The 19,659-nt window shown below is 73.0% G+C and carries 22 protein-coding genes; 15 read left to right on the forward strand and 7 right to left on the reverse strand.

Annotated elements, in window-relative coordinates; translation table 11 throughout:
- Nucleotides 1-31 precede the first annotated feature (31 nt).
- The 5 genes from IOD16_RS07825 to IOD16_RS07845 all read left to right on the forward strand — a co-directional run bounded on the left by IOD16_RS07825 (nt 32) and on the right by IOD16_RS07845 (nt 4,805).
- A protein-coding gene (locus tag IOD16_RS07825; protein WP_201441186.1) for an IS5 family transposase occupies nt 32-855 on the forward strand; the annotation gives its coding sequence in 2 pieces (ribosomal slippage) (nt 32-386 and nt 386-855; 825 coding nt in all).
- A gap of 277 nt (nt 856-1,132) precedes the next feature.
- Entirely contained in the window at nt 1,133-1,660 is a 528-nt protein-coding gene (locus tag IOD16_RS07830) for a DUF1062 domain-containing protein (RefSeq protein WP_236594809.1), read from the forward strand.
- Nucleotides 1,661-1,768: 108 nt separating this feature from the next.
- On the forward strand, nt 1,769-3,178 hold the full coding sequence (locus IOD16_RS07835) for a serine hydrolase domain-containing protein (protein ID WP_201439498.1): 1,410 nt from the start codon (nt 1,769-1,771) through the stop codon (nt 3,176-3,178).
- Nucleotides 3,179-3,198: 20 nt separating this feature from the next.
- Nucleotides 3,199-4,152 carry a sensor histidine kinase gene (locus tag IOD16_RS07840; protein ID WP_201439499.1) on the forward strand — a complete coding sequence of 318 codons (954 nt, stop codon included), beginning with the start codon at nt 3,199-3,201 and terminating at the stop codon, nt 4,150-4,152.
- On the forward strand, nt 4,149-4,805 hold the full coding sequence (locus IOD16_RS07845; protein WP_201439500.1) for a response regulator: 657 nt from the start codon (nt 4,149-4,151) through the stop codon (nt 4,803-4,805). The genes IOD16_RS07840 and IOD16_RS07845 overlap by 4 nt, the downstream gene beginning before the upstream one ends.
- On the opposite strand, the gene IOD16_RS07850 is transcribed toward IOD16_RS07845, so the two are convergent.
- Entirely contained in the window at nt 4,775-5,476 is a 702-nt protein-coding gene (locus IOD16_RS07850; protein ID WP_236594810.1) for a MerR family transcriptional regulator, read from the reverse strand. The genes IOD16_RS07845 and IOD16_RS07850 overlap by 31 nt on opposite strands.
- A gap of 116 nt (nt 5,477-5,592) precedes the next feature.
- Here IOD16_RS07850 and IOD16_RS07855 point away from each other — a divergent pair, with 116 nt between their 5' ends.
- Nucleotides 5,593-6,477, forward strand: a complete 885-nt coding sequence (locus IOD16_RS07855) for an ABC transporter ATP-binding protein (protein ID WP_201439502.1) — start codon at nt 5,593-5,595, stop codon at nt 6,475-6,477.
- The gene (locus tag IOD16_RS07860; RefSeq protein ID WP_170185028.1) at nt 6,474-7,325 is read left to right on the forward strand and encodes an ABC transporter permease; all 852 of its coding nucleotides are present in this window, start codon (nt 6,474-6,476) and stop codon (nt 7,323-7,325) included. The genes IOD16_RS07855 and IOD16_RS07860 overlap by 4 nt, the downstream gene beginning before the upstream one ends.
- Nucleotides 7,326-7,329: 4 nt before the next feature.
- Here IOD16_RS07860 and IOD16_RS07865 read toward each other — a convergent pair whose 3' ends face one another.
- Both IOD16_RS07865 and IOD16_RS07870 read right to left on the reverse strand, forming a co-directional pair.
- On the reverse strand, nt 7,330-8,268 hold the full coding sequence (locus tag IOD16_RS07865; protein WP_201439503.1) for a hypothetical protein: 939 nt from the start codon (nt 8,266-8,268) through the stop codon (nt 7,330-7,332).
- A 312-nt stretch (nt 8,269-8,580) separates the two neighbouring features.
- On the reverse strand, nt 8,581-9,219 hold the full coding sequence (locus IOD16_RS07870; protein WP_123742851.1) for a hypothetical protein: 639 nt from the start codon (nt 9,217-9,219) through the stop codon (nt 8,581-8,583).
- Nucleotides 9,220-9,236: 17 nt separating this feature from the next.
- On the opposite strand from IOD16_RS07870, the gene IOD16_RS07875 reads away from it, so the two are divergent.
- The 6 genes from IOD16_RS07875 to IOD16_RS07900 all read left to right on the forward strand — a co-directional run bounded on the left by IOD16_RS07875 (nt 9,237) and on the right by IOD16_RS07900 (nt 14,777).
- A complete protein-coding gene (locus IOD16_RS07875; protein WP_201439504.1) occupies nt 9,237-9,407 on the forward strand; it encodes a hypothetical protein in 171 nt (56 codons plus the stop codon).
- 61 nt (nt 9,408-9,468) lie between these two features.
- Nucleotides 9,469-10,968 carry an amidase gene (locus IOD16_RS07880; RefSeq protein WP_201439505.1) on the forward strand — a complete coding sequence of 500 codons (1,500 nt, stop codon included), beginning with the start codon at nt 9,469-9,471 and terminating at the stop codon, nt 10,966-10,968.
- A 69-nt stretch (nt 10,969-11,037) separates the two neighbouring features.
- Nucleotides 11,038-11,892 carry an NAD(P)-dependent oxidoreductase gene (locus tag IOD16_RS07885; RefSeq protein WP_123742850.1) on the forward strand — a complete coding sequence of 285 codons (855 nt, stop codon included), beginning with the start codon at nt 11,038-11,040 and terminating at the stop codon, nt 11,890-11,892.
- Nucleotides 11,893-12,038: 146 nt separating this feature from the next.
- A complete protein-coding gene (locus IOD16_RS07890) occupies nt 12,039-12,569 on the forward strand; it encodes a hypothetical protein (protein ID WP_201439506.1) in 531 nt (176 codons plus the stop codon).
- 109 nt (nt 12,570-12,678) lie between these two features.
- The gene (locus IOD16_RS07895) at nt 12,679-14,298 is read left to right on the forward strand and encodes a tannase/feruloyl esterase family alpha/beta hydrolase (protein WP_236594811.1); all 1,620 of its coding nucleotides are present in this window, start codon (nt 12,679-12,681) and stop codon (nt 14,296-14,298) included.
- 122 nt (nt 14,299-14,420) lie between these two features.
- The gene (locus tag IOD16_RS07900; RefSeq protein WP_123742848.1) at nt 14,421-14,777 is read left to right on the forward strand and encodes a DUF6292 family protein; all 357 of its coding nucleotides are present in this window, start codon (nt 14,421-14,423) and stop codon (nt 14,775-14,777) included.
- A gap of 22 nt (nt 14,778-14,799) precedes the next feature.
- Here the strand turns inward: IOD16_RS07900 and IOD16_RS07905 are convergent, their stop codons facing one another.
- From IOD16_RS07905 to IOD16_RS07920, 4 genes are all read right to left on the reverse strand, one after another.
- Nucleotides 14,800-15,369, reverse strand: a complete 570-nt coding sequence (locus IOD16_RS07905) for a hypothetical protein (RefSeq protein WP_201439507.1) — start codon at nt 15,367-15,369, stop codon at nt 14,800-14,802.
- A gap of 6 nt (nt 15,370-15,375) precedes the next feature.
- Complete coding sequence (locus IOD16_RS07910; RefSeq protein WP_201439508.1) at nt 15,376-16,536, reverse strand: L-histidine N(alpha)-methyltransferase; 1,161 nt, start codon at nt 16,534-16,536, stop codon at nt 15,376-15,378.
- A 190-nt stretch (nt 16,537-16,726) separates the two neighbouring features.
- Nucleotides 16,727-16,906, reverse strand: a complete 180-nt coding sequence (locus tag IOD16_RS07915; protein ID WP_123742845.1) for a hypothetical protein — start codon at nt 16,904-16,906, stop codon at nt 16,727-16,729.
- 138 nt (nt 16,907-17,044) lie between these two features.
- Nucleotides 17,045-17,425: an ArsR/SmtB family transcription factor gene (locus IOD16_RS07920; protein ID WP_123742844.1), complete on the reverse strand. Its 381-nt coding sequence runs from the start codon at nt 17,423-17,425 to the stop codon at nt 17,045-17,047.
- An 87-nt stretch (nt 17,426-17,512) separates the two neighbouring features.
- Between IOD16_RS07920 and IOD16_RS07925 the strand changes: the two genes are divergently transcribed.
- Both IOD16_RS07925 and IOD16_RS07930 read left to right on the forward strand, forming a co-directional pair.
- Nucleotides 17,513-18,469 carry a cation diffusion facilitator family transporter gene (locus IOD16_RS07925; RefSeq protein ID WP_236594812.1) on the forward strand — a complete coding sequence of 319 codons (957 nt, stop codon included), beginning with the start codon at nt 17,513-17,515 and terminating at the stop codon, nt 18,467-18,469.
- Nucleotides 18,470-18,570: 101 nt separating this feature from the next.
- On the forward strand, nt 18,571-19,233 hold the full coding sequence (locus IOD16_RS07930; RefSeq protein WP_201439509.1) for a hypothetical protein: 663 nt from the start codon (nt 18,571-18,573) through the stop codon (nt 19,231-19,233).
- Nucleotides 19,234-19,659: the final 426 nt, after the last annotated feature.

Raw genomic sequence — 19,659 nt, forward strand, 5'->3', positions numbered from 1 at the left:
GGATGTGGTGTTGGTCCGGTGGGAGGTTGGTGTGGCCCGGCGTCGGCCGTGGGAGGTCGAGGACGAGCTGTGGGAGTTGATCGAACCGCTGTTGCCGAAGGTCGAGCGGCGGTTCCGGTATCCCGGTCGTAGGCGGTTGGACGATCGCAAGGCGTTGTGCGGCATCCTGTTCGTGCTCTACACGGGCATCCAGTGGGAGTTCCTGCCCCAGGAGCTGGGCTACGGGTCGGGCATGACGTGTTGGCGGCGGTTGCGGGACTGGAACGCCGCAGGGGTGTGGTCCCGGCTGCACGAGCTGCTGTTGGCGAGGTTGCAGGCCGCGGGGGCGTTGGACTGGTCTCGGGCGGTGGTGGACTCCTCGTCGATCAGGGCGGTGAAGGGCGGCCCAAAACCGGGCCGAGCCCGGTCGACCGTGCCCGGGCGGGCTCCAAGCACCACGTGATCACCGACGGCGGCGGCGTGCCCTTGGCGGTGACGTTGACCGGCGCGAACCGTAACGACATCACCCAGTTGATGCCGCTGATCCACGCCGTCCCGCCCGTGCGTGGACGGGTGGGACGACCGCGGCGTAGGCCCGGCCGGTTGTTCGCCGACCGGGCCTACGACCACGACAAGTACCGCCGCCAACTCCGCGCCCAGGGCATTCGGCCGGTCATCGCCCGCCGCGGGGTCGAACACGGCTCGGGTCTGGGCGTCCACCGCTGGGTGGTCGAACAGACCCTCGCGCTGCTGCACTGGTTCCGCCGCCTGCGCGTCCGCTGGGAGATCCGCGACGACATCCACGAGGCCTTCCTCAGCATCGCCTGCTCGATCATCTGCTGGCGACGCCTCCAACGCCACCACTCATTGCGTTAGGAGTTCTAAAGCACCCGAACCCATGTCAAATCGGGCCTCGGTGGGGATGTGGCGGGTCCGATGGGGTGGGTTGGTCGAGGAAAATCGGTGGAGTGGTGTTGGGGTTCGTGGTTAACGTGCGGGAGAACGAGTCGTCTGGTTGAAGGGCCCGCCGTTGTACACCCTGTGAGACCTCCCAAGAGCTGATCTGACGCGCGTCGCCCCTGTGCGCTTGCGCTTCTTCGCTGCGGACTTCTCACAGAACCGGTGTAGTGCTGTGCTCAAAAACTGGCTGGTCGTGCCCACCCGTCTCCCGCTCGTGCGCCGCCGTTGTCACGTGTGCGCGTCCGAACGCTTCCGGGCGAGTGGCAAGTTCCGGGTCAACGCCAATCACAAGGTCATCGACGCCTGGCTCCTCCTGCTCTGCACCGAGTGCGGTGACACGGTGAAGCTCACGGTCCTGGATCGGGTCAACGTGCGTTCCGTGCGGCCTGACTTCCTGGACCGGTTGCACGTCAACGACCGCGGCCTGGTCGCCGAGTTGCTCCAGGACCCGGTGCTGCAACACCGCAACCGCGTCACCCTCGACTGGGACGGCGCGTGGCGGCTCGACACCGGTGGTCCGGTCGACCTGGAGCACGAGGTGATCGACGTCTCGGTCCGGTTCGCGGCACGGGTGCCCGTCCGGCCGGTGCGCCTGATCGCCGACGGCTGCGGTGTGGCGCGGGGTGAGGTGGAGCGGTGGCTCGTGGAGGGGAAGCTGGTGTCGGCGGTCCGGTTGGGCGGGAAGCTCTCCGGCGACTTCACCTTCACCCTCAAGCGCTGAACGTGGACGGGCCTGACCGGGCTCAGGCCCGTCCACCACTTTCGTCGGGGGGTGACGCCGGTCCGTGGCCTGATGTCCGCGCAGGAGTGGGGTTCCTAGGTTCGCGGCATGAAGGCAATGCCGATCTTGATCGCGGTCGCCGCCACGGCGCTCCTGACGCCCGCTGCCCGTGCCGCGCCGCCGTCCATCGACGACTACCTGGCCGAAGTCATGGGCGAAACCGGCGTGCCCGGCCTGTCGGTGGTCGTGACCCGAGGCGACCGCGTGGTGCACGCCGCCGGGTACGGCGAGGACTCACAAGGTGCGCCCGTCACTGAGGACACGCCGATGCGGATCGCGTCGGTCAGCAAGTCGTTCACCGCGATGGCGGTGATGACGCTGGTGGAGGACGGCCGGATCGCGCTGGACGAGCCGGTGGCCGACCAGTTGCCCGGCTTCACGATGGCCGATCCCCGGTTCGCCGACGTCACCGTCCGGCACCTGCTCAACCAGACCTCGGGCTTGTCCGACACGACGATCGACGTCACCGAGCTGGAGACCTCGACCTCCCTCGCCGACCACACCGCCAAGCTGGCCGCCGGGTCCCTGGCCGCCGACCCGGGCACCCGCTACGAGTACTGCAACGTGAACTACGACCTGGCCGCACGGCTGGTCGAGGTGGCGAGCGGCCGGCCGTTCGAGGACTACCTGAAGGAGCGCGTGTTCGGGCCGTTGGGCATGTCGCGCAGCACGGTGGGTGCGGACGTCCCGCCTGCCGACGGCTACAACTCGGTGTTCGGCGCCTGGCTGAGCAGGCCCGAGCTGCCCGGCTTCCTGGCCTCCGGCGGCTCGGGCGGGGTCGTCACGACAGCCGCCGACATGGGCCGGTGGCTGATCAGCCAGACCGGCAACGGCACGCCGCTCGTCTCGCCCGAGAGCCTGCGCGTCATGCACACCTCGTCCACTGTGGACTACTACGCGATGGGCTGGATCCCCCACCGCGGACCGGACGGCGTCGAGCAGCTCATCCACCCCGGCAACCTGTTCACCTACTCGGCCGTGCAGGCGATCGTGCCCGCCACCGGGCAGGGGTTCGCGGTGCTGGCCAACAGCGCGTCGCTGTACGACGAGACCTACGACGTCCTCAACGGACTCATCGCGTTGAGCCAGGGCCGCGACCCGGAACGACCCGGCGGCGGCCGGCAGTCGATCGAGCTGGTGCTCGGCTTGATCGCGTTGGCGGCCACCGGCCTGGGCGTGCTCGGTGTGCGGCGGTCGGGCCGCTGGGCACGACGCCGTGCGGGCACACCGGCGTGGCGGGTGGCGTCGAGGTTCCTGCCGCTGCTCGTGCCCGCGGCACTGCTCGCGGCCTACCCGGACCTGATCACGATCCTGATGGACGGCCGCACGGTCACGTGGGCGCAGCTGACCTACTTCCCCCTGCCGTTGACGATCACGGTGGTGGTGGCGGCCCTGGCCGGGGTGGCGACGGCGACCGCCCGGCTGCTCCGCCTCCGCGCGACGGCCCACGCGGGATGACGCTCGGTAGGGTCCGCACCATGCGGAACGGCGTGGTCCTCGCGGCGCTCGCGGTCACGGGGCTGGTCAACGGGCTGGCCACGGACGTGCTGCCGGTGTGGCGGCAGTTGCTCTACCCGGTGCTGGCCGTGCTGGTCTACCTGCACGCCCGGCACCGGCCGGTGCGCCGCGGCGAGCTGGTCGTCGGCGCGGTGGCGGCGGCCGGGCTGCTGATCGCCGCGGTGCGCGTCTGGGAAGGCGTCGGCGCGCTGGGGAGCCTGGGCCTGTTCGTGGTGCTGCCCTGGCTCGCCGGCCGGTTCCGGCGGCAGCAGGCCGAGCTGATCGAGGCGGGACGGGAGCGGATCGCGCAGCTGGAACGGGCGCAGGAACTGGTCGCCGACCGGGCCCGGCTGCGCGAGCGGGCCAGGATCGCGGCCGACATGCACGACTCCCTCGGCCACGAGCTGACGTTGATCGCGCTGCGCGCCGGCGCCCTGGAGCTGACCGCCGACACCGAACCCGTCCGCCGGGCCGCGACCGGGCTGCGCGAGTCGGCCGTGACCGCCACCGACCGCCTGCGCCGCACCGTCGGCGTGCTGCGGGAAGGCGCGCCCACGGTCGAACCGCCCGACGAGACCGTGACGGCACTGGTGGAACGGGCCGCCGAGGCCGGGTTGCCGGTGGCCCTGACCCGGACCGGCGACACCACCCCCTTGCCGCCCCTGCTGGACCGCGCCGTGCACCGGGTGGTGCAGGAAGCGCTGACCAACGCCGCCCGGCACGCACCCGGAGCGCCCGTCACCGTGGAGCTGGACATCACCGGCGAAGTGCTGCTCACCGTGACCAACCCGGCCCACCGGACGCCCTCGGGAGACGGCAGCGGCTTGGCGGGCCTGGCCGAGCGGGTCCGGCTGCTCGGGGGCACGCTGCGGTCGGGCGTCGCCGACGGCCGCTTCACGGTGACCGCCCGACTGCCGCTGGAAGGTGAAGCGTGATCCGCGTGCTGCTCGCCGACGACGAGGCGATGGTCCGCGCCGGCGTGCGGGCCATCCTCGACACCGACCCCGGCATCGAAGTGGTCGCCGAGGCCGTCGACGGGCGCGAGGCGGTCGAGCTGGCGCGAGCGCACCAGCCGGACGTGGTGCTGCTGGACATCCGGATGCCCCGCCTGGACGGCCTGTCGGCCGCCGCGGAACTGCGCCACGCCATGCCGGACGTCGCGGTGGTCGTGCTGACGACGTTCGACGAGGACGAGTACGTCGCGCGGGCGCTGGGCGAAGGAGCCGACGGCTTCCTCCTCAAGGCCTCCGACCCGAGGGAACTCCTCATCGGCGTGCACGCGGTCGCGGAAGGCGCGGCCTACCTGTCACCCAGGATCGCCCGACGCGTGGTCGCCGACCTGCGCGGCGGACGCCTCACCCGCCACGACCACGCCCGCAAACGGGTCGCCGTCCTGACCGGACGCGAACGCGAAGTGCTGGCGCTCGTCGGGGAAGGACTGTCCAACCAGGACATCGCACGACGCCTGACCGTCACCGAGGGCACGGTGAAGGCGCACGTCAGCGCGATCCTGCACCGCCTCGACGTGACCAACCGGGTGCAGGCCGCGATCCTCGCCTACGAAGCCGGGCTCACCACCGCCAAGTAGCCGTGCAGGGCGGCGGCGGCCTCGACCATCGCCCGCGCCCGCCGCCCCAGCTCCGCCTCCCGGGCGGTGATCGCGGCCCGCAACGCGTCCGCGCCGCCCGAACTGCGGAACTCGTCCATGATCGGCTTGATCGCCGGCAGCGGATACCGGCTCTGCCGCAGCGTCGCCACCAGCCGCGCGTCCCGGACGTCCGTCGGACCGAACCGCCGGTGCCCGTCGCGGTCCCGCCCCGGCAGCAGCAGACCCGCCGCCTCCCACACCCGCAACGCCGACGGCCGCACCCCCAGCCGCGCGGCCAGCTCACCCACCCGCAACCCGCTCCGCGGCACCGTGTCCGGCGGGTGCCCGGCCACCGCCTCCAGCGCCTCGGCCGTCGCCCGCAACGCCAGCCGCTGCCCGTGCGCCGCCGCGTGCTCCTCGTCCACCCTGCCCAACGCCGCGTCCGGCGCACCGGCGTGGACCGAGCGCATGATGGCCTTGGCGGCCTCCCACCCGTACCCGCGCCCCAACGCCCGGTACGTCGTCACGGCCTGCCGGTGCCGCTCGTCGAACACCCGGTACCCCGCCGGCGAGCGTCCGGCCGGCGGCAGCACCCCGGCGTCGAGGTAGTTGCGCACCTGCTGGGCCGAGATGCCCGCGGCACGGGCCAGATCCACCGGGCGGAGCCCCACCGGCAAGCACCCCCACACGCACTCGGGTTCAACGGGAATTTGAAGGTTGCCGGCCACCTTGCTGGAGCAACTCGCCGAAACCTTAAACATGGTACTTCAACGATACGGTTCAAGTCATGAGAACCAACGACAACCAGCGGAAACCGTCGGTTGTGCACGTGCGCGGCCTGCGCATGCGGTACGGCTCCACCGACGTGCTCAAGGGCGTCGACCTGACCGTCGCACCGGGCGAGGTGGTGGCGCTGCTCGGGCCCAACGGCGCGGGCAAGACCACCACCATCGAGGTCCTGGAAGGCTTCCGCAAGCGGTCCGCCGGCGACGTCGAAGTGCTCGGCGTCGACCCCGACCACGGCGACGAGACGTGGCGAGCCAGGCTGGGCGTGGTCCTGCAGTCGTGGCGCGACCACGGTCGGTGGCGGGTGCGGGAACTGCTGTCCTACCTGAGCCTGTGCTACGAGCCGTACCGCGCGCGGGCGTTCGACCTCGACGAGCTGATCGGGTCGGTCGGCCTCACCGACCACGCCGGGAAGCGGATCGGCACCCTGTCCGGCGGGCAGCGGCGGCGGCTGGACGTCGCCGTCGGCCTCATCGGACAACCCGACCTGCTGTTCCTGGACGAACCGACGGTCGGCTTCGACCCCGAAGCCCGGCGCGAGTTCCACGAACTGGTGCGCGGCCTGCCCGGCACCACCATCCTGCTCACCACCCACGACCTCGCCGAAGCGGAGAAGCTCGCCGACCGCATCGTGATCCTCGTCGCCGGACGGGTCGTCGCCGACGGCACGGCGGCGGAACTGGCCGCCCGGATCGCCGGCGAAGCCGAGGTGCGCTACCGGCTGGGCGGTGAGCGGCACGTGCTGTCCGTGGCCGACTCCACCGGCTACGTGCGGGACCTGTTCGCCGAGCACGGCACCGCGGTCGACGACCTCGAGGTGCGGCGCGCGAGCCTGGAAGACGTGTACCTGGCGCTGGTGCGCGAGTCCGAGCTGGTGACCGCGTGAACGCCCGGGTGGTGGCCGTGCGCGCCGGCGTGCGGCGCGGACGCATCGAGTTCGGCCAGACCATGGGCAACGCGGGCGAGCTGATGGGCTGGCTGTGGCTGCCGGTGGTCGCGCTGGTCGTGATGTACGCGTTCGGCGACGGCTCCACGCCCGGCGTGGACTTCCCGGTGGGCGCCCAGGCCGTGCCCGGCATCCTCGCGATGAGCACCGTGTTCTCCGGCCTGATGGGGCTCGCGATGACCCTCACCATGGACCGCGAGGACGGCACGTTGCTGCGGGCGAAGGCCACGCCGAACGGCGTCCTCGCGTACGTCATCGGCAAGGTGCTGGCCAAGGCGGCGATGACGGTCGCCGTGCTCGTGCTCGTCCTGGTGCCCGCGATGTTCCTGTTCGACGGCCTCGAACCCGGCCGCGCGTCGACCTGGGCCACCCTGGCGTGGGTGCTGGTCCTCGGCCTGCTCGCGGTCCTGCCGATCGGGGCGATCGTGGGCGCGCTGTTCGGCGACACCCAGAGCCTCGGCTTCGTCACCCTGCTGGTCATGGCCCTGGTGGTGGTGTCGGGCGTGTTCTACCCGATCACCGCCCTGCCCGAGTGGGTCCAGTGGGTCGGCCAGGCGTTCCCGCTCTACTGGCTGGGGCTCGGCCTGCGGTCCGCCCTGCTGCCGGACGCGGTCGCGGCGGCCGAGATCGGCGGCTCCTGGCGCCACCTGGAGACCGTGATCGCCCTCGGCGCGTGGGCGGTGGTGGGCCTGGCCCTCGCGTCCGTCGCCCTGCGCCGGATGGCCCGGCGCGAGTCGGGCGCCTCCGTCGCGGCCCGCCGGGACAAGGTGGCCCAACGGCTCGGCTGATCGCTCAGCCGAACAGCCCCGGCAGCTCACCGCGCTGCGACGCCTGGAGCACCCGACCGATCCGCGAGCCCGGCGCGTCCGGCGCGAGCACCCGCACCAGCCCCGTCTGGTCCGCGGGCTGCTCCACCGTCGCGCCGGGCAGCACCCCCGCCCAGGGCGCGGCCTCCAGGTTCGTCCGCACCACGTCCTTGAGCGCGTTGGGGTTCTCGTCGGGCACGCACACGACCTCGGTCCCCTCACCCGCCGGGGTCGTGCGCACCCCCGCCGCCACCGGCAACCCGCTCTTCGGCTTGCTGATCAACGCGGCGGACACGTCACCGAGGCAGCGCGCCAACTCGCCGATCATGGGGTCGTCGGCCAACGACCTCCCACCCGGCGGCTCGGTGACCCACTTCAGCGACTCACCGGCGGGGGAGCGGACCACCGAGCCCGCCTCCACCCGCACCTGCTGGAACCCGGTCACGATCCCGGCCCGCGTCAACGGCCCGTCCGGGTCCAGCTCGTCGTCCTCGCCGGTCGTCCACACGCCCGAGCCACCACGCCGCCCGCCCAACCCCTCGAGCTTGGCCTCCACCGCCGGCACGTCGACGTCCATCCGCAGCACCGCGACCCACCTCGGCGGCTGCCCCACCCGCAGCGCCGTGGTGGCCTGGGCCGGGTCGAACCCGACCAGGTCGGGCAGCACGCGGCTGTGGCCTGCCAGGTCGGAGTACCCGTAGCCCTGCAGGCCGCGGAAGCGCTCGGCGTCCTCGGCGAGCAGCGCCCGCACGGCCGCCACGTCCCCGTACTCGACCAGGACGGACGACTCGGCGGTGGCCCGCACGTCCGCCAGCGCGCCCAGCAGCCCGGTCCGGGGCGGGGCCGGTGGCGTCTCGGCCTCGGCGGCGCACCCGGCACCGGCCAGCAGGACGGCGACCAGCGCCGCGCTCGCACGCTTGTTCACCGACCGAATGCTAGGTCCGAACCTCCCTCGACACTCCCGTTTCACCGAAGACGCCGCGCGAACCGCCTACGCCCGCCCGCGGACCGCGCCTGCCCTCCCGTGAACCGCGCCTGCCTGCTCGCGGACCGCGCCTGCCCTCCCGTGAACCGTGCCTGCCCTCCCGTGAACCGCGCCTGCCTACCCGTGAACCGCGCCTGCCCGCCGATGGTCGCCGCCGGGCCGGCCGTTTTATCCGGCTAACACGAGTAATGCGGTTCAGGTTGCTTCCGGTTGCACTCTTCGCTTGGTCGAGTGACCCACCGCCGGGGACGGTCACGTGGTCGGCGGGATCTCCACCGCGATCTCCTCGCCCAGCCGCGCCCCGCCCGCCAGGTCCAGCTCGTCCCCGCTCCAGAACCGGCCCGGGTCGTACCAGTTCGCCCGGCGCCCGCCCGGCAGCAGCCCCATCTCCTCGTAGGTCACCGCCACCACCTCGGCGCAGTACGCGGTCTCCAGCGTCGCGTCCGAGGACTTGCGCAGGTTCGGCAGCCGTCCGCGCAACCACCGACTGGCCAACCGCGCCGTGGACGGGAACGGCGTGCCGTTGAGCCGGGCCACGGTCTTCAGCACCGCGTCGTCCTCCTCCCGCGTCGTCGGCCGGTCGAGCTGCCGCAGCCACGCCCGCTGCCCGTACTTGCGCGCCCACACCAGCACCGCGTCACGCAGGTCGTGCAGCTGCACCCCCCGGTGGTGCGTGCCGGTCCACACGTCCGGCAGGGAGCGGCCCATCTCGGCGTGCCACATCAACGGCGGCAGGTCTTCGACGGCCACGGTCATGCCGACGTGGTTGACCGGGCTGTTCGTCGTCACCCGGATCGCCCGGTCGGCCGCGGAGCTGCCGCGGAACAACCACACGTCACCGGTGCGGGTGAGCTCGACCGCCTCGTCCAGACCGATCTTCGTTCCAGCCATCCCGGTAGCCTAGGCAGATGCGCTGGTGGAAGCTGCTCGGCCTGGCCGGTGTCGCGGGTGTCGCGGCGACCGGGGTGGTGATCGCCCGCGCGGAGCGCAAGCGCCGCGCCTACACGCCCGACGAGGTCCGCGCCCGGCTGCACGCCCGGGTCGAGCAGGTGGGAGGCGAGCCGGGAACGTCGAGGTGAGCCGAAGCGCCGACCGTCGACGGGTTGACCGGGACCGGTCCCCGGGGCTGGGGTGACCACCATGCGATCCCTGCTCGGGGCCCTGCTGTGCGTGCTCGCCGTCGCGCCGCAGGCCAACGCCCACACCCGCCCGGTCGAGAACCTGGACGCGGCCACCATCCCGCAGCTGGTCCGCCGGATGGACGCGGGCACCCTCACCGCCGTCGACCTCGCCCGCGCCTACCTGCGGCGCATCGAGACCGTCGACCGGAAGGTGCGCTCGGTCGTCGCGGTGAACCCCGAAGCGCTCGCCCAGGCCGCCGAGAGCGACCGGCGACGGCGCCACGGCAAGGCCCGGGGCCCGATGGACGGCATCCCGGTGCTGCTCAAGGACAACATCGACACCAGGGCCATGGGCGCCACCGCCGGTTCCCGCGCGCTGCGCGTGCCGCCGCGTGACGACGCCGAACTGGTGCGCCGCCTGCGTGCCGCGGGCGCGGTGGTCCTGGGCAAGACGAACCTGTCGGAGTGGGCGAACTTCCGCTCCACCTCCTCCACGTCCGGGTGGTCCGCGGTCGGCGGGCAGACGAACAACCCGCACGTCCTGGACCGCAACCCGTGCGGCTCGTCGTCCGGTTCGGGCGCGGCGGTGGCGGCGTCGTTGGCGCAGGTCGCGGTGGGCACGGAGACCGACGGCTCGATCGTGTGCCCGGCCGGGCAGAACGGGGTGGTCGGCCTCAAGCCCACCCTCGGCCGGGTCAGCGGCGACGGCATCGTGCCCATCTCGTCGTGGCAGGACACGGCCGGTCCGATGGCGCGGCACGTGGTGGACGCCGCGATCCTGCTGTCCGCGTTGGAGGGCGCGGGCGTCGACTACGCGGCGGACCTCGGGTCGGCGACGGTGGCCGGCAAGCGGGTCGGCGTGTGGCGCCTGGCCGGTCGCGACGCCGAGGCCGACCGGGTCGTGGCCGACGCGGTGGACGTGCTGCGGCGGTCCGGCGCTGAGGTGGTCGAGGTCGACCTGCCGTACCAGCGGCAGGTCGAGGCCGCCGAGTTCCCGGCGCTGGTCACGGAGTTCAAGCACGACCTGGAGCGGTACCTGAAGACGCGGCCGGGCGCGCCGCGCACGGTGGCCGGGCTGATCGCGTTCAACGAGGCCGACCCGGTGGAGCTGTCGAAGTTCGGGCAGGAGATCTTCGTCGAGGCGGCGCAGGCCCCGCCGGTGACCGATCCGGTGTACGTCGAGCAGCGCCGGACCGCGACCTCGCTCGCCCGCCGGTCGATCGACGAGGTGCTCGCCGCGCACCGCCTGGACGTGATCATGGCGCCGACGAACGGGCCGGCGTGGCGGACCGGGTACGGCGACGGCGACGCGTTCGAGCTGGGGTCGTCGACGCCGGCGGCCGTGTCCGGCTACCCGAACGCGACCGTGCCGGCGGGGTTCGCCGGACCGCTGCCGATCGGGGTGTCGTTCATGGCGGGTCACGGGGCGGACGCGACCGTGCTGCGGTTCGCCGCCGCGTTCGAACAGGCGGCGCACGCGCGTCGGGCGCCGGGGTACCTGGCCACGTCGACCCCCTGATCGAGCTACTTCCCTGGCGTGACAAGCCTTCGTGATGCGGTTCGCCGTCCGCGGTGCGATGTTGGGTGCATGCGCGTGGCGGTGTTGGGAACGGGTCTGATGGGCGCCGGGATGGCGCGGAGCCTGCTGCGGTCCAAGGTGGACGTCGCGGTGTGGAACCGGAGCCTGGTCAAGGCTCGGCCGCTGGCAGACGAGGGCGCGGTGGTCGCCGACGACCCGAAGAGCGCGGTCGTCGGCGCGGACGTCGTGCTCACGATGCTGTTCGACGCCGACGCGACCGCCGGGGTGATGGCCGAGGCGTTGCCGTCGGTCGAGCGCGGCGCGGTGTGGGTGCAGTGCGGCACGGTCGGCTTGGCCGGTGTCGACCACCTGGCGGAGCTGGCCGCGGCGTACGGCGTGCCGTTCGTGGACGCGCCCGTCCTGGGCACGCGCACGCCCGCCGAGCAGGGGAAGCTGACCGTGCTGGCGGCCGGGCCGGTGGAGGTGCGGGAGTTCCTCGCGCCGGTGTTCGACGCCGTCGCGCTGCGGACGGTGTGGGCGGGTGAGCGGCCCGGCGACGGGCAGCGGCTCAAGTTGGCGGCCAACTCGTGGGTGCTGTCGATCACCGCCGCGACCGCGCAGGCCGTGGCGTTGACGCGGGGGTTGGGGCTGGACCCCGACGCGTTCCTGGAAGTGATCGCCGGCGGTCCGGTGGACAGCACCTACGCGCAGGTCAAGGGCCGGGCGATGATCGACGGCGAGTTCTCGGCGTCGTTCGGGGTGGACGGCGCGGTCAAGGACGGCGAGCTGATCGTGGCGGCGATGGCGGCGGCGGGCACGGACGATCGGCTGATGCGGGTGGTGAACGAGCACTACCGGGTGGCGGCGGGGAAGGTGGGCGACGGGGCGGACATGGCGTCGGTGATCGCGGCGTTCGGCTCCTGAGCAGGCCGGTCGGCCCGCCTGCTGAACAGCCCGGCTGAGGAGGTCGGCGGGGTGGTGGTGGGCCTGTCCGAAGTCGGCAGGTGAGGGTTACGGTCGAACCGGGTACCAGTGCGGGACAGGTGCCGGTCGGCGGTGGAGGTGGCAGGGTGGGGTCCGGTGGGTTGATCGCCGCCGCCGCGCTGGTCGGCGTGGTCGCCGCGGGGGCGGGCGGGCTCGCCGCGCCCGGCGACCCCGACGAGGTGTGGCGCGACACCGGGCTCCGGGTCGTCGACCGGGCGACCCGGGCCGACGACGAGTGCGCGTCCCACTCGTTCGGGCAGGTGCAGGAGCTGCTGAAGGCCGTGCCCTGCGTGGCGCTCGACCGGATGCTGCTCACCGTCACCGACGACAAGGGCGGGACGGCGGTCGTGTTCGTCGCCTGGATCGAGTTCGACGACCGGGACAAGGCAGCCGAGTTCAAACGGCTGGAGGACGTCCACGGCACCGGTGATCTGGTCCCGCTGTCGGGGTCCTTGTTGCGGATCGAAGACGTCCCGTTCACCGCGCTCAACTACGACTCCACCGTGGTCGACGGCGTCACGGTCGTGATCGCCGAGGCGGAGAACGTGGCCGGCGGCTTCACCGCCGAGTACTTGGACGACATCGCGGCCGTCGCGGTCCTCACACCCCGCCCCTGACCCGTTCCCCGTCCGTCGACACCCCGAACAGGGGATACTCCGCACGCGCGCCCCTGGCCGGCCCCCGGGATCCGGTCGGTGCGCCGGTGATCGGCAGAATGGGCGGGGGATGGAGGCGCGAGTGATCCGGTGGGGCGTGCTGGTCGGCATGGTGGTGGCCCTGGTCGCCGCTCTCGCCGCCGCACCCGCCGAGCAGGGCGCGACGATCCGGCCGGAGGCCGAGTGCGCGGACCTGGTGGGCGACTTCGAGATCCCCGGCACGCGCGCGCACGTGACGCAGGCGGAACCGGTGGCGCGGGGTCACGAGGCCGCCCACTGCGCCGTGCTCGGCTACGTCGAGCCGGAGGTCCGGTTCCAGCTGAAGCTGCCGACCACGACCTACACCGGCCGCTACCTCCAGTACGGCTGCGGCGGGTTCTGCGGCGAGCTCGTGCCGCCCTCGTTCCCCGACTGCGGCCCGGACATCGGCGGCGTCGCGGTCGCCTCCACCGACGACGGGCACGTCGGCCGCGGCGCGGTCCGGTCGGCCGACGGCAGGCCCGCCGCCGCGAACCAGGCCGCCCGCGACGACTTCGCGTTCCGCGCGCCGCACGTGGTGTCGATGGCCGCCAAGCGGGTCATCGAGGACTTCTACGGCGACCCGCCCGCGTTCTCCTACTTCGCCGGCTGCTCCAACGGCGGCCGGGAGGGGCTGCTGCTGGCCCAGCGCTACCCGCACGACTTCGACGGCGTCATCGCCGGCGCGCCCGCCAACTACCAGAGCCCGCTCGTGCTCTACCAGGCGTGGCTGGCCCGCACGAACACCGGCGCGGACGGCCTGCCGGTGCTCACCGCGGACCTGCTGCCCCTGCTGCACGACGCCGTGATGCGGCACTGCGACCGCGTCGACGGCCTGGTGGACGGCCAGATCGACGACCCCCGCCGCTGCGACTACGACCCCGCGCCGCTGGGGTGCGCCGGTGACGGCGGCAAGTGCCTCACGCCCCGGCAGCTGGCCGTGGTGCGCGAGCTGTACGCGGGCCCGAAGGACGCCGACGGCAGGCGGCTCTACCCGGCCGGGCAGGAACGCGGCTCCGAGTTGGCGTGGGAGGACTGGATCACGCCGACCACCGACGCGCGCGCCGCCACGTTCTCCGCCCTGCTCGCGGACAACTTCCTCCAGCACATGGGCTTCCCGGTCGGCTCGCCCGCCTCGTCGCTGGCCGACGTCGAGTTCACCGCCGAGCAGCTCGCCCTGCTCAACGTCGAGGGTGTGCGCGGCAACGCGATGAGCCTCGACCTGGACGAGTTCCGCGACGCGGGCGGCAAGCTGATCCTCTGGCACGGCTGGAGCGACCAGGGCGTCCCGCCGCGCGCCCTGCTCGACTACTACGAACGGCTGACCCGGCGCGACGGCGACCTCCGGTCCTGGGCCAGGGTGTTCATGGTCCCCGGCCTGTACCACTGCGGCGGCGGCGCCACGCTGACCTCGTTCGACCCGGTCCGCGAGCTGCTGGCCTGGGTGGAGCGGGGGGTCGCGCCGGACCGGGTCGTCGCCGCGGGCCGGGCCGGTGACGCGGTGCGCACCCGGCCGGTGTTCCCGTACCCGCTGACCGCCCGCTACGACGGCACCGGCAGCATCGACGACGCGGCGAACTTCGTGGCCGCCCCACCGGCGGAACCGACCCGTGACGCGGTCGACTGGGTGGGCTCCTACCTGCACGAAAAGCCTGGTCCGGCCGCTCCCTGACGACGCCCCGGCCAAACAATCCGGACGTCCGTGTTTTGAAACCGCACGATCGGGCTATCCCGAACCGCGCCGGGATGCCGGCGCGAGGTCGGGGAACAGCGGGGCGGGGACGGTGGTGCGCGATGGACTGGGAACTCGATGACGACAGCGCGGTGCGCGCGTTGCTGGGTTACGTCTCGGCGGTGACGCGGGCGCTCGGCCTCAGCGGCGAGTGCTCGTACGTGCAGGCCGACGGGACCCGCCTCAACGCCTACCTCGCGCTCGACGGCCACCTGCCCGGTTTCGCCGACCGGGACGTGGCGCTGCTGTGGGACGAGGCCCGCGGCTGGGCGGTCGCGGTGGAGGCCGACAGCGCCGAGCCGCCGTTCGTGCTGGCCAGGCTGCGCGGCCCGATCCGGCCCGACCCCGCCGCCGTCGCCCGCTGGGTCGACGGGCTCGGCCTCGTCATCGGCGACACCGAGCTGCTGGCTGCGAGCTGAGCCGCGGGGAGCCGGCCTGCGGCTAGGGTCGCGCCGGGTCGCCGAGGGCGGCCTGCGCCTCGTCGAGGAGCGCCCGCACGCCCTGGAAGAAGCCGTTGGCGCGGTGCAGCGCCGTGTGGAACTGCTCGGCCTTCTCCTCCGACGCGCTGGTGAAGACCAGCATCTCGGTCAGCTCCAGCCGCCGGTTCACCGACGCGACCGCGGTGCGCCACCGGTGCAGCAGGTCGATCAGGTCGGCGTCGCGGTGCGGGCTGAGCGCCCCCGAGGACAGCGCCGAGTCCACCGCCGACTGCACCAGCCTCGGGTACACCCGCCGGCCGCGGGAGGCGGACGCGCTGAACGCCTCGCCGTCCAGCGTCTCCCGGTTGCGCGCCATCTCCAGCCGGATCGACCCGATCGCCTGGTTGCGCTGCTCGCGCTGCGCCGCCCACCGCTCGGCGAAGATGCCGGTGATGCCCGCGAGCAGCGCGAACGAGTTCACCGCGGGCTCCCACCGCTCACCGGGCGGCGACACGACGAACCAGGTGACGCCCAGCGCCATCGCCACCGCGAGCGCGCCGAACGTGAGCGCCGTGATCGCGATCCGGGTCATCGGCGGTCAGTTCCCCCAGATGACGTCGGCCACGTCGTCGTCCGCCCTCGGCGCGGGCACCGGCTCACCGGGCGCGAGCAGCAGCAGGTCCATGCCGAAGCCCTGCGACGAGCGCGGCACCCCGAAGTCGGAGTGCGTGCCGGTGACCTTGCGCATCCCGGCCTCGCGCACGATGCCGTCCAACGCCTTGCGCGCGTACTTGCGGGTCAGGTAGAGCCGGATGGTGTCCCGGTCGGGGAACGGCACCCGGTTGCGGTCGGGCAGCATCATCATGATGTCGCCGCCGGTCTGGTTCCGGTAGACGACCTTCACCTTCAACGCCCGGTCGCCCTCGACCGCGCCGCGGAACTGCACCGCGTCCACGTTGATCGTCAGGTCGGTGTTGTGCAGCAGCGCGCTGGTCACGAACTCGCGGTAGGCGCGGCTGCGGGCGTACTCCTCGACCGCGTCCTGCGCCAGGTCGTCGTCGACTGCCTCGGTGGTGGCGACCTCCAGCAGGAACAGGTCCTGCGGCCGGGCCAGCGCGGTGAGGTTCGCGAGCAGCTCGTCGTCCTGGTCGAAGTTCGCCAGCGTGTTGCCCAGCAGCGAGTACAGCACCGGTTCGTCGCCGACCAGCCGGTGGACCAGCTCGCGCAGCTCGGCCAGGTTGTCGGGGATGGAGAAGTCGAGCTGCACCGGCACCACCCGGTGCCCGCGCAGGCCGACGCGGTGCGTGGCCTCCTGCGTGCCGAGCCGCAGCATCTCCGAACTCATGTCGACCGGCACGTAGAGCAGGCCCGGGTTGCGCTCCAGCAGGTGCTCCAGGACCAGCCGGTCCTTGTGGCCGGTGCCGACGCCGAAGCTGACGTGGTGGAACCCCTCGCCGACCCGGCCGCGCACCCGGCCCCAGCGGCGGGTGAACGAGTCCAGGCTCTGCTTCATCACCAGGTAGAACGGGTCCGCGCAGGCGTGCGCCCAGGCGATCGTCGGCCCGATGCCCCAGTAGGCGTAGCCGGAGGTGATCTGCTTGCCGTCGCCGCTGGTCGACGGCTTGTTGAGCAGGTCGCTGGTCAGGGCGGCCAGCTTGTCGCGCTGGTCCTCGCCGACGAGCACCAGCGACCAGGCGAAGTCCGACTCGTCGATGGCCCTGGCCAGGTCGCCGACCAACCGCCCGTCGCTCGCCGTCACTCGGCCTCCTCCGCTGTGGTCCGCACCTCGGAGCCTACCGATCACCACCGACGGTCACGCGACTTTTCGCCGCGGCGGGCTCGGCGCGCCGCCGGGCGGGAGCCTCGCCGTCACCCTTCTTCCTGCGGGACAACGGAAACGGGGCCGCGGGCGGTTGCCCACGGCCCCGTCGGGGGACAGCTGCCGCGCCTCACCGGCCCACCGGTTGGAGGACGCGGCCCGACGCGGTCAGGTGTTCCCAGGTCCGGCCGCGTTGGCTGGGCGGCGCTTCGCCGTCCGCCAGGCACGTCGGGTACACCAGGCCGTAGGGGGTGGGTTGGTGGAAGAGGTCTCCGCTGCGGATGTCGATCAGGTCCCGTGACTGCGCCATCACGACCTCCTGTCGCGAAGGGGAGAGGTGCCCATAGTCCTGCTCCTCGTCGAACCGGCTGGGGAGCTTCGGATACCCGTTGAGCTGCGCTGATATGCCCGATTCGTTGCGACGTAAGGGTGAAGTGGCCGGTGGCGCTCAGTGGCCGCGGCGCTTGTGGTGCGCGACTTCCTGCTCGGCGTCGTCGGCGGGCGGGAGGCCCCGGTCGACGTGGTCGGCGTGGAAGAGCGCTTGCGCCAGGAGGGACTTCACGTGGTCGTTGGCGGCGGAGTAGTAGACGAACGTGCCTTCGCGGCGGCCCTTCACCAGACCCGCGAGGCGCAGCTTGGCCAGGTGCTGGCTCACCGCGGTCGGCGCGGCGCCCGCCAGCTCGGCGAGGCAGGCCACCGACGACTCGCCCTGCAACAACGCCCACAGCACCTTGATCCGGGTCGGGTCGGCCAGCAGGCGGAACGACTCGGCGGCCAGGTGGACCTGCTCGTCGTTGGGCATGTCGAAGTCCGACAGCGCGGTGTGCATGAGGGTCAGCCTACTTGCTTGCGTATCTGCGTGACTGCGCAGGTATGGTGACAGGGTCGCACTCGGAGGTCGACCAAAGGTGGAACGGTGACCGGCAGAACTCAGGGACATGGCCACGGACACGGGCACGGCCACGGCCACCGCTCGGCGGACCGCGTGGACACCGCCCTGGAGAGCAGCAGGCGCGGGATGCGGGCGCTGGTCGTCTCGTTCGTCGCACTGCTCGCCACCGCGGTCGTCCAAGCGGTGCTGGTGCTGGTCACCGGCTCGGTCGCGCTCCTGGGCGACACCGTCCACAACGTCGCCGACGCCCTCACCTCGGTCCCGCTGGCCATCGCGTTCGTGCTGGGCCGCCGGGCCGCGTCCCGCCGCTTCACCTACGGCCTGGGTCGCGCGGAAGACCTGGCCGGCGTCGTGATCGTGCTGGTGATCGCCGCCTCGGCGGTCTACGCGGGGTACGAGTCGGTGCGCGGCCTGCTCGACCCGCAGCCGGTGCGGCACCTGTGGGTCGTCGCGGCGGCCGGCGTGGTCGGGTTCCTCGGCAACGAGCTGGTCGCCCGCTACCGCATGCGGGTCGGCCGGGACATCGGCTCGGCGGCGCTGGTGGCCGACGGCCTGCACGCCCGCACCGACGGCTTCACCTCGCTGGCCGTCGTGCTGGGCGGCGTCGGCGTGGCCCTCGGCTTCCCCGCCGCCGACCCGCTCGTCGGCCTCGGCATGACGGTGGCCATCCTGTTCGTCCTGCGCGACGCGGCCGGCGAGGTCTTCGGCCGGCTGCTCGACGCGGTCGACCCGGCGTCGGTGGAGCTGGCCGAACGAGCCGCCGCGCAGGTCGAGGGCGTGGTGCGGGCCGACCGGGTGCGCATGCGCTGGACGGGCCACGTGCTGCGGGCGGAGCTGGCGATCGGGGTCGACGCGGGGCTGAGCGTCGAGCAGGGCCACCGCATCGCGCACGAGGTCGAGCACCACCTCAAGCGCGCCGTCCCGCGCCTGACGGCCGTCACCGTGCACACCGAGCCCGCGACGCGGGTCGCCGGCGGCTGAGGCGGGGACCGGGAACCACCGGCTGACTCTTCCACTAAACCATGTCTGACCTGCAAAAACAAGACTTGCGCCGGCCGTGGGGGAGGGTCACCCTTGCCACCATGAGGTGGGGACCTTCTGGTGAGCTCAGCACTGTCCTGTGGATCGGCGGCGCGCAGTGGTCGGGCAAGTCGACCGTCGCCTGGCTCCTGTCGCGCCGATTCGGACTGACCGCCTACCACTACGACTTCCACGACGCCCGGGGCCACTACGACCGCGCCCTGGCGCGGGCCGGCCGCTACCCGCACCGGCACGCGTGGCAGACCCTCCAGGCGCACGACCCCGACACGACGTGGGTGCGGCCGTCACCGGGGGAGATGGCCGAGCACACCAAGCACGGCCACGTCGAGCGCTTCGGCATGGTGCTCGACGACCTGCGAGCCCTGTCCAGCGGCCGTCCGCTCGTCGCCGAGGGGTGGGGTCTGCGGCCGGAACTCGTCGCGCCGCTGCTCGCCGACCCGCGCCAGGCCGTGTTCCTGGTGCCGACCGAGGCGTTCCGGCAGCGGCAGCTGCGGGAGCTGCCCCGGGCCGCGACGATCTCCGTCGCGGTGAGCGACCCGGAACGCGCTCAGGCCAACCGCCTCGAACGCGACCGACTGCTCGCCGAGGACGTGGTCGACCGGGCGCGGGAACACGGCCTGCGGGTGGTCGAGGTCGACGGCCGGCTCAGCGTGGGCGGCCTGACCACGGTCGTGGCCGACCACTTCAGCCCCTGGCTCGACTGAGCCCGACGTCCCGTGGACCCCGTCGTCCGTGCGACGGGGTCCACGACGGCGGAACCGCGCTGGTTCCCACGCCGAAGCTGGTCGAGGGGTACGACGGTGACGGCCTGCGTGCGTGGCCGGGCTCAGCGGCGAGGACCGCGCGAGGTGCCCGCCGAGACCGCGGCGGGCCCGCCGATGAGCCGCCTCGCCGGCGGGGCCGACGAGGCCGAGGTGTCCCGGGTCTGTTCCGACCGCCCGGCCGCCCGGGGCCGATCGGCCCGCTGTCCTCTGTGGACCGTCCCGGGCCGCCGGTGGGGCCGTGCTCTCCCGGCGGGCCGCGTGCGGACAGCCGAAGGTTCGCGTGAAACAGCCGATCGGACGTTGTCGGCACGTTACGCGCGCCCTACGGTCGGATGACGCCCGATCGACGGCAACCCCTTCTTGGAG

The organism is Saccharothrix sp. 6-C (assembly GCF_016695385.1).
Lineage (GTDB): Bacteria > Actinomycetota > Actinomycetes > Mycobacteriales > Pseudonocardiaceae > Actinosynnema > Actinosynnema texasense.

What these genes read in the sequence shown, in the direction of transcription:
- IOD16_RS07895 (WP_236594811.1), top strand. Translation starts at nt 12,679, where the DNA reads ATGGAGGCGCGAGTGATCCGGTGGGGCGTGCTGGTCGGCATGGTGGTG.
- IOD16_RS07915 (WP_123742845.1), bottom strand. Translation starts at nt 16,906, where the DNA reads ATGGCGCAGTCACGGGACCTGATCGACATCCGCAGCGGAGACCTCTTC.
- IOD16_RS07855 (WP_201439502.1), top strand. Translation starts at nt 5,593, where the DNA reads ATGAGAACCAACGACAACCAGCGGAAACCGTCGGTTGTGCACGTGCGC.
- IOD16_RS07900 (WP_123742848.1), top strand. Translation starts at nt 14,421, where the DNA reads ATGGACTGGGAACTCGATGACGACAGCGCGGTGCGCGCGTTGCTGGGT.
- IOD16_RS07885 (WP_123742850.1), top strand. Translation starts at nt 11,038, where the DNA reads ATGCGCGTGGCGGTGTTGGGAACGGGTCTGATGGGCGCCGGGATGGCG.
- IOD16_RS07870 (WP_123742851.1), bottom strand. Translation starts at nt 9,219, where the DNA reads ATGGCTGGAACGAAGATCGGTCTGGACGAGGCGGTCGAGCTCACCCGC.
- IOD16_RS07920 (WP_123742844.1), bottom strand. Translation starts at nt 17,425, where the DNA reads ATGCACACCGCGCTGTCGGACTTCGACATGCCCAACGACGAGCAGGTC.
- IOD16_RS07930 (WP_201439509.1), top strand. Translation starts at nt 18,571, where the DNA reads ATGAGGTGGGGACCTTCTGGTGAGCTCAGCACTGTCCTGTGGATCGGC.
- IOD16_RS07880 (WP_201439505.1), top strand. Translation starts at nt 9,469, where the DNA reads ATGCGATCCCTGCTCGGGGCCCTGCTGTGCGTGCTCGCCGTCGCGCCG.
- IOD16_RS07905 (WP_201439507.1), bottom strand. Translation starts at nt 15,369, where the DNA reads ATGACCCGGATCGCGATCACGGCGCTCACGTTCGGCGCGCTCGCGGTG.
- IOD16_RS07875 (WP_201439504.1), top strand. Translation starts at nt 9,237, where the DNA reads ATGCGCTGGTGGAAGCTGCTCGGCCTGGCCGGTGTCGCGGGTGTCGCG.
- IOD16_RS07840 (WP_201439499.1), top strand. Translation starts at nt 3,199, where the DNA reads ATGCGGAACGGCGTGGTCCTCGCGGCGCTCGCGGTCACGGGGCTGGTC.
- IOD16_RS07835 (WP_201439498.1), top strand. Translation starts at nt 1,769, where the DNA reads ATGAAGGCAATGCCGATCTTGATCGCGGTCGCCGCCACGGCGCTCCTG.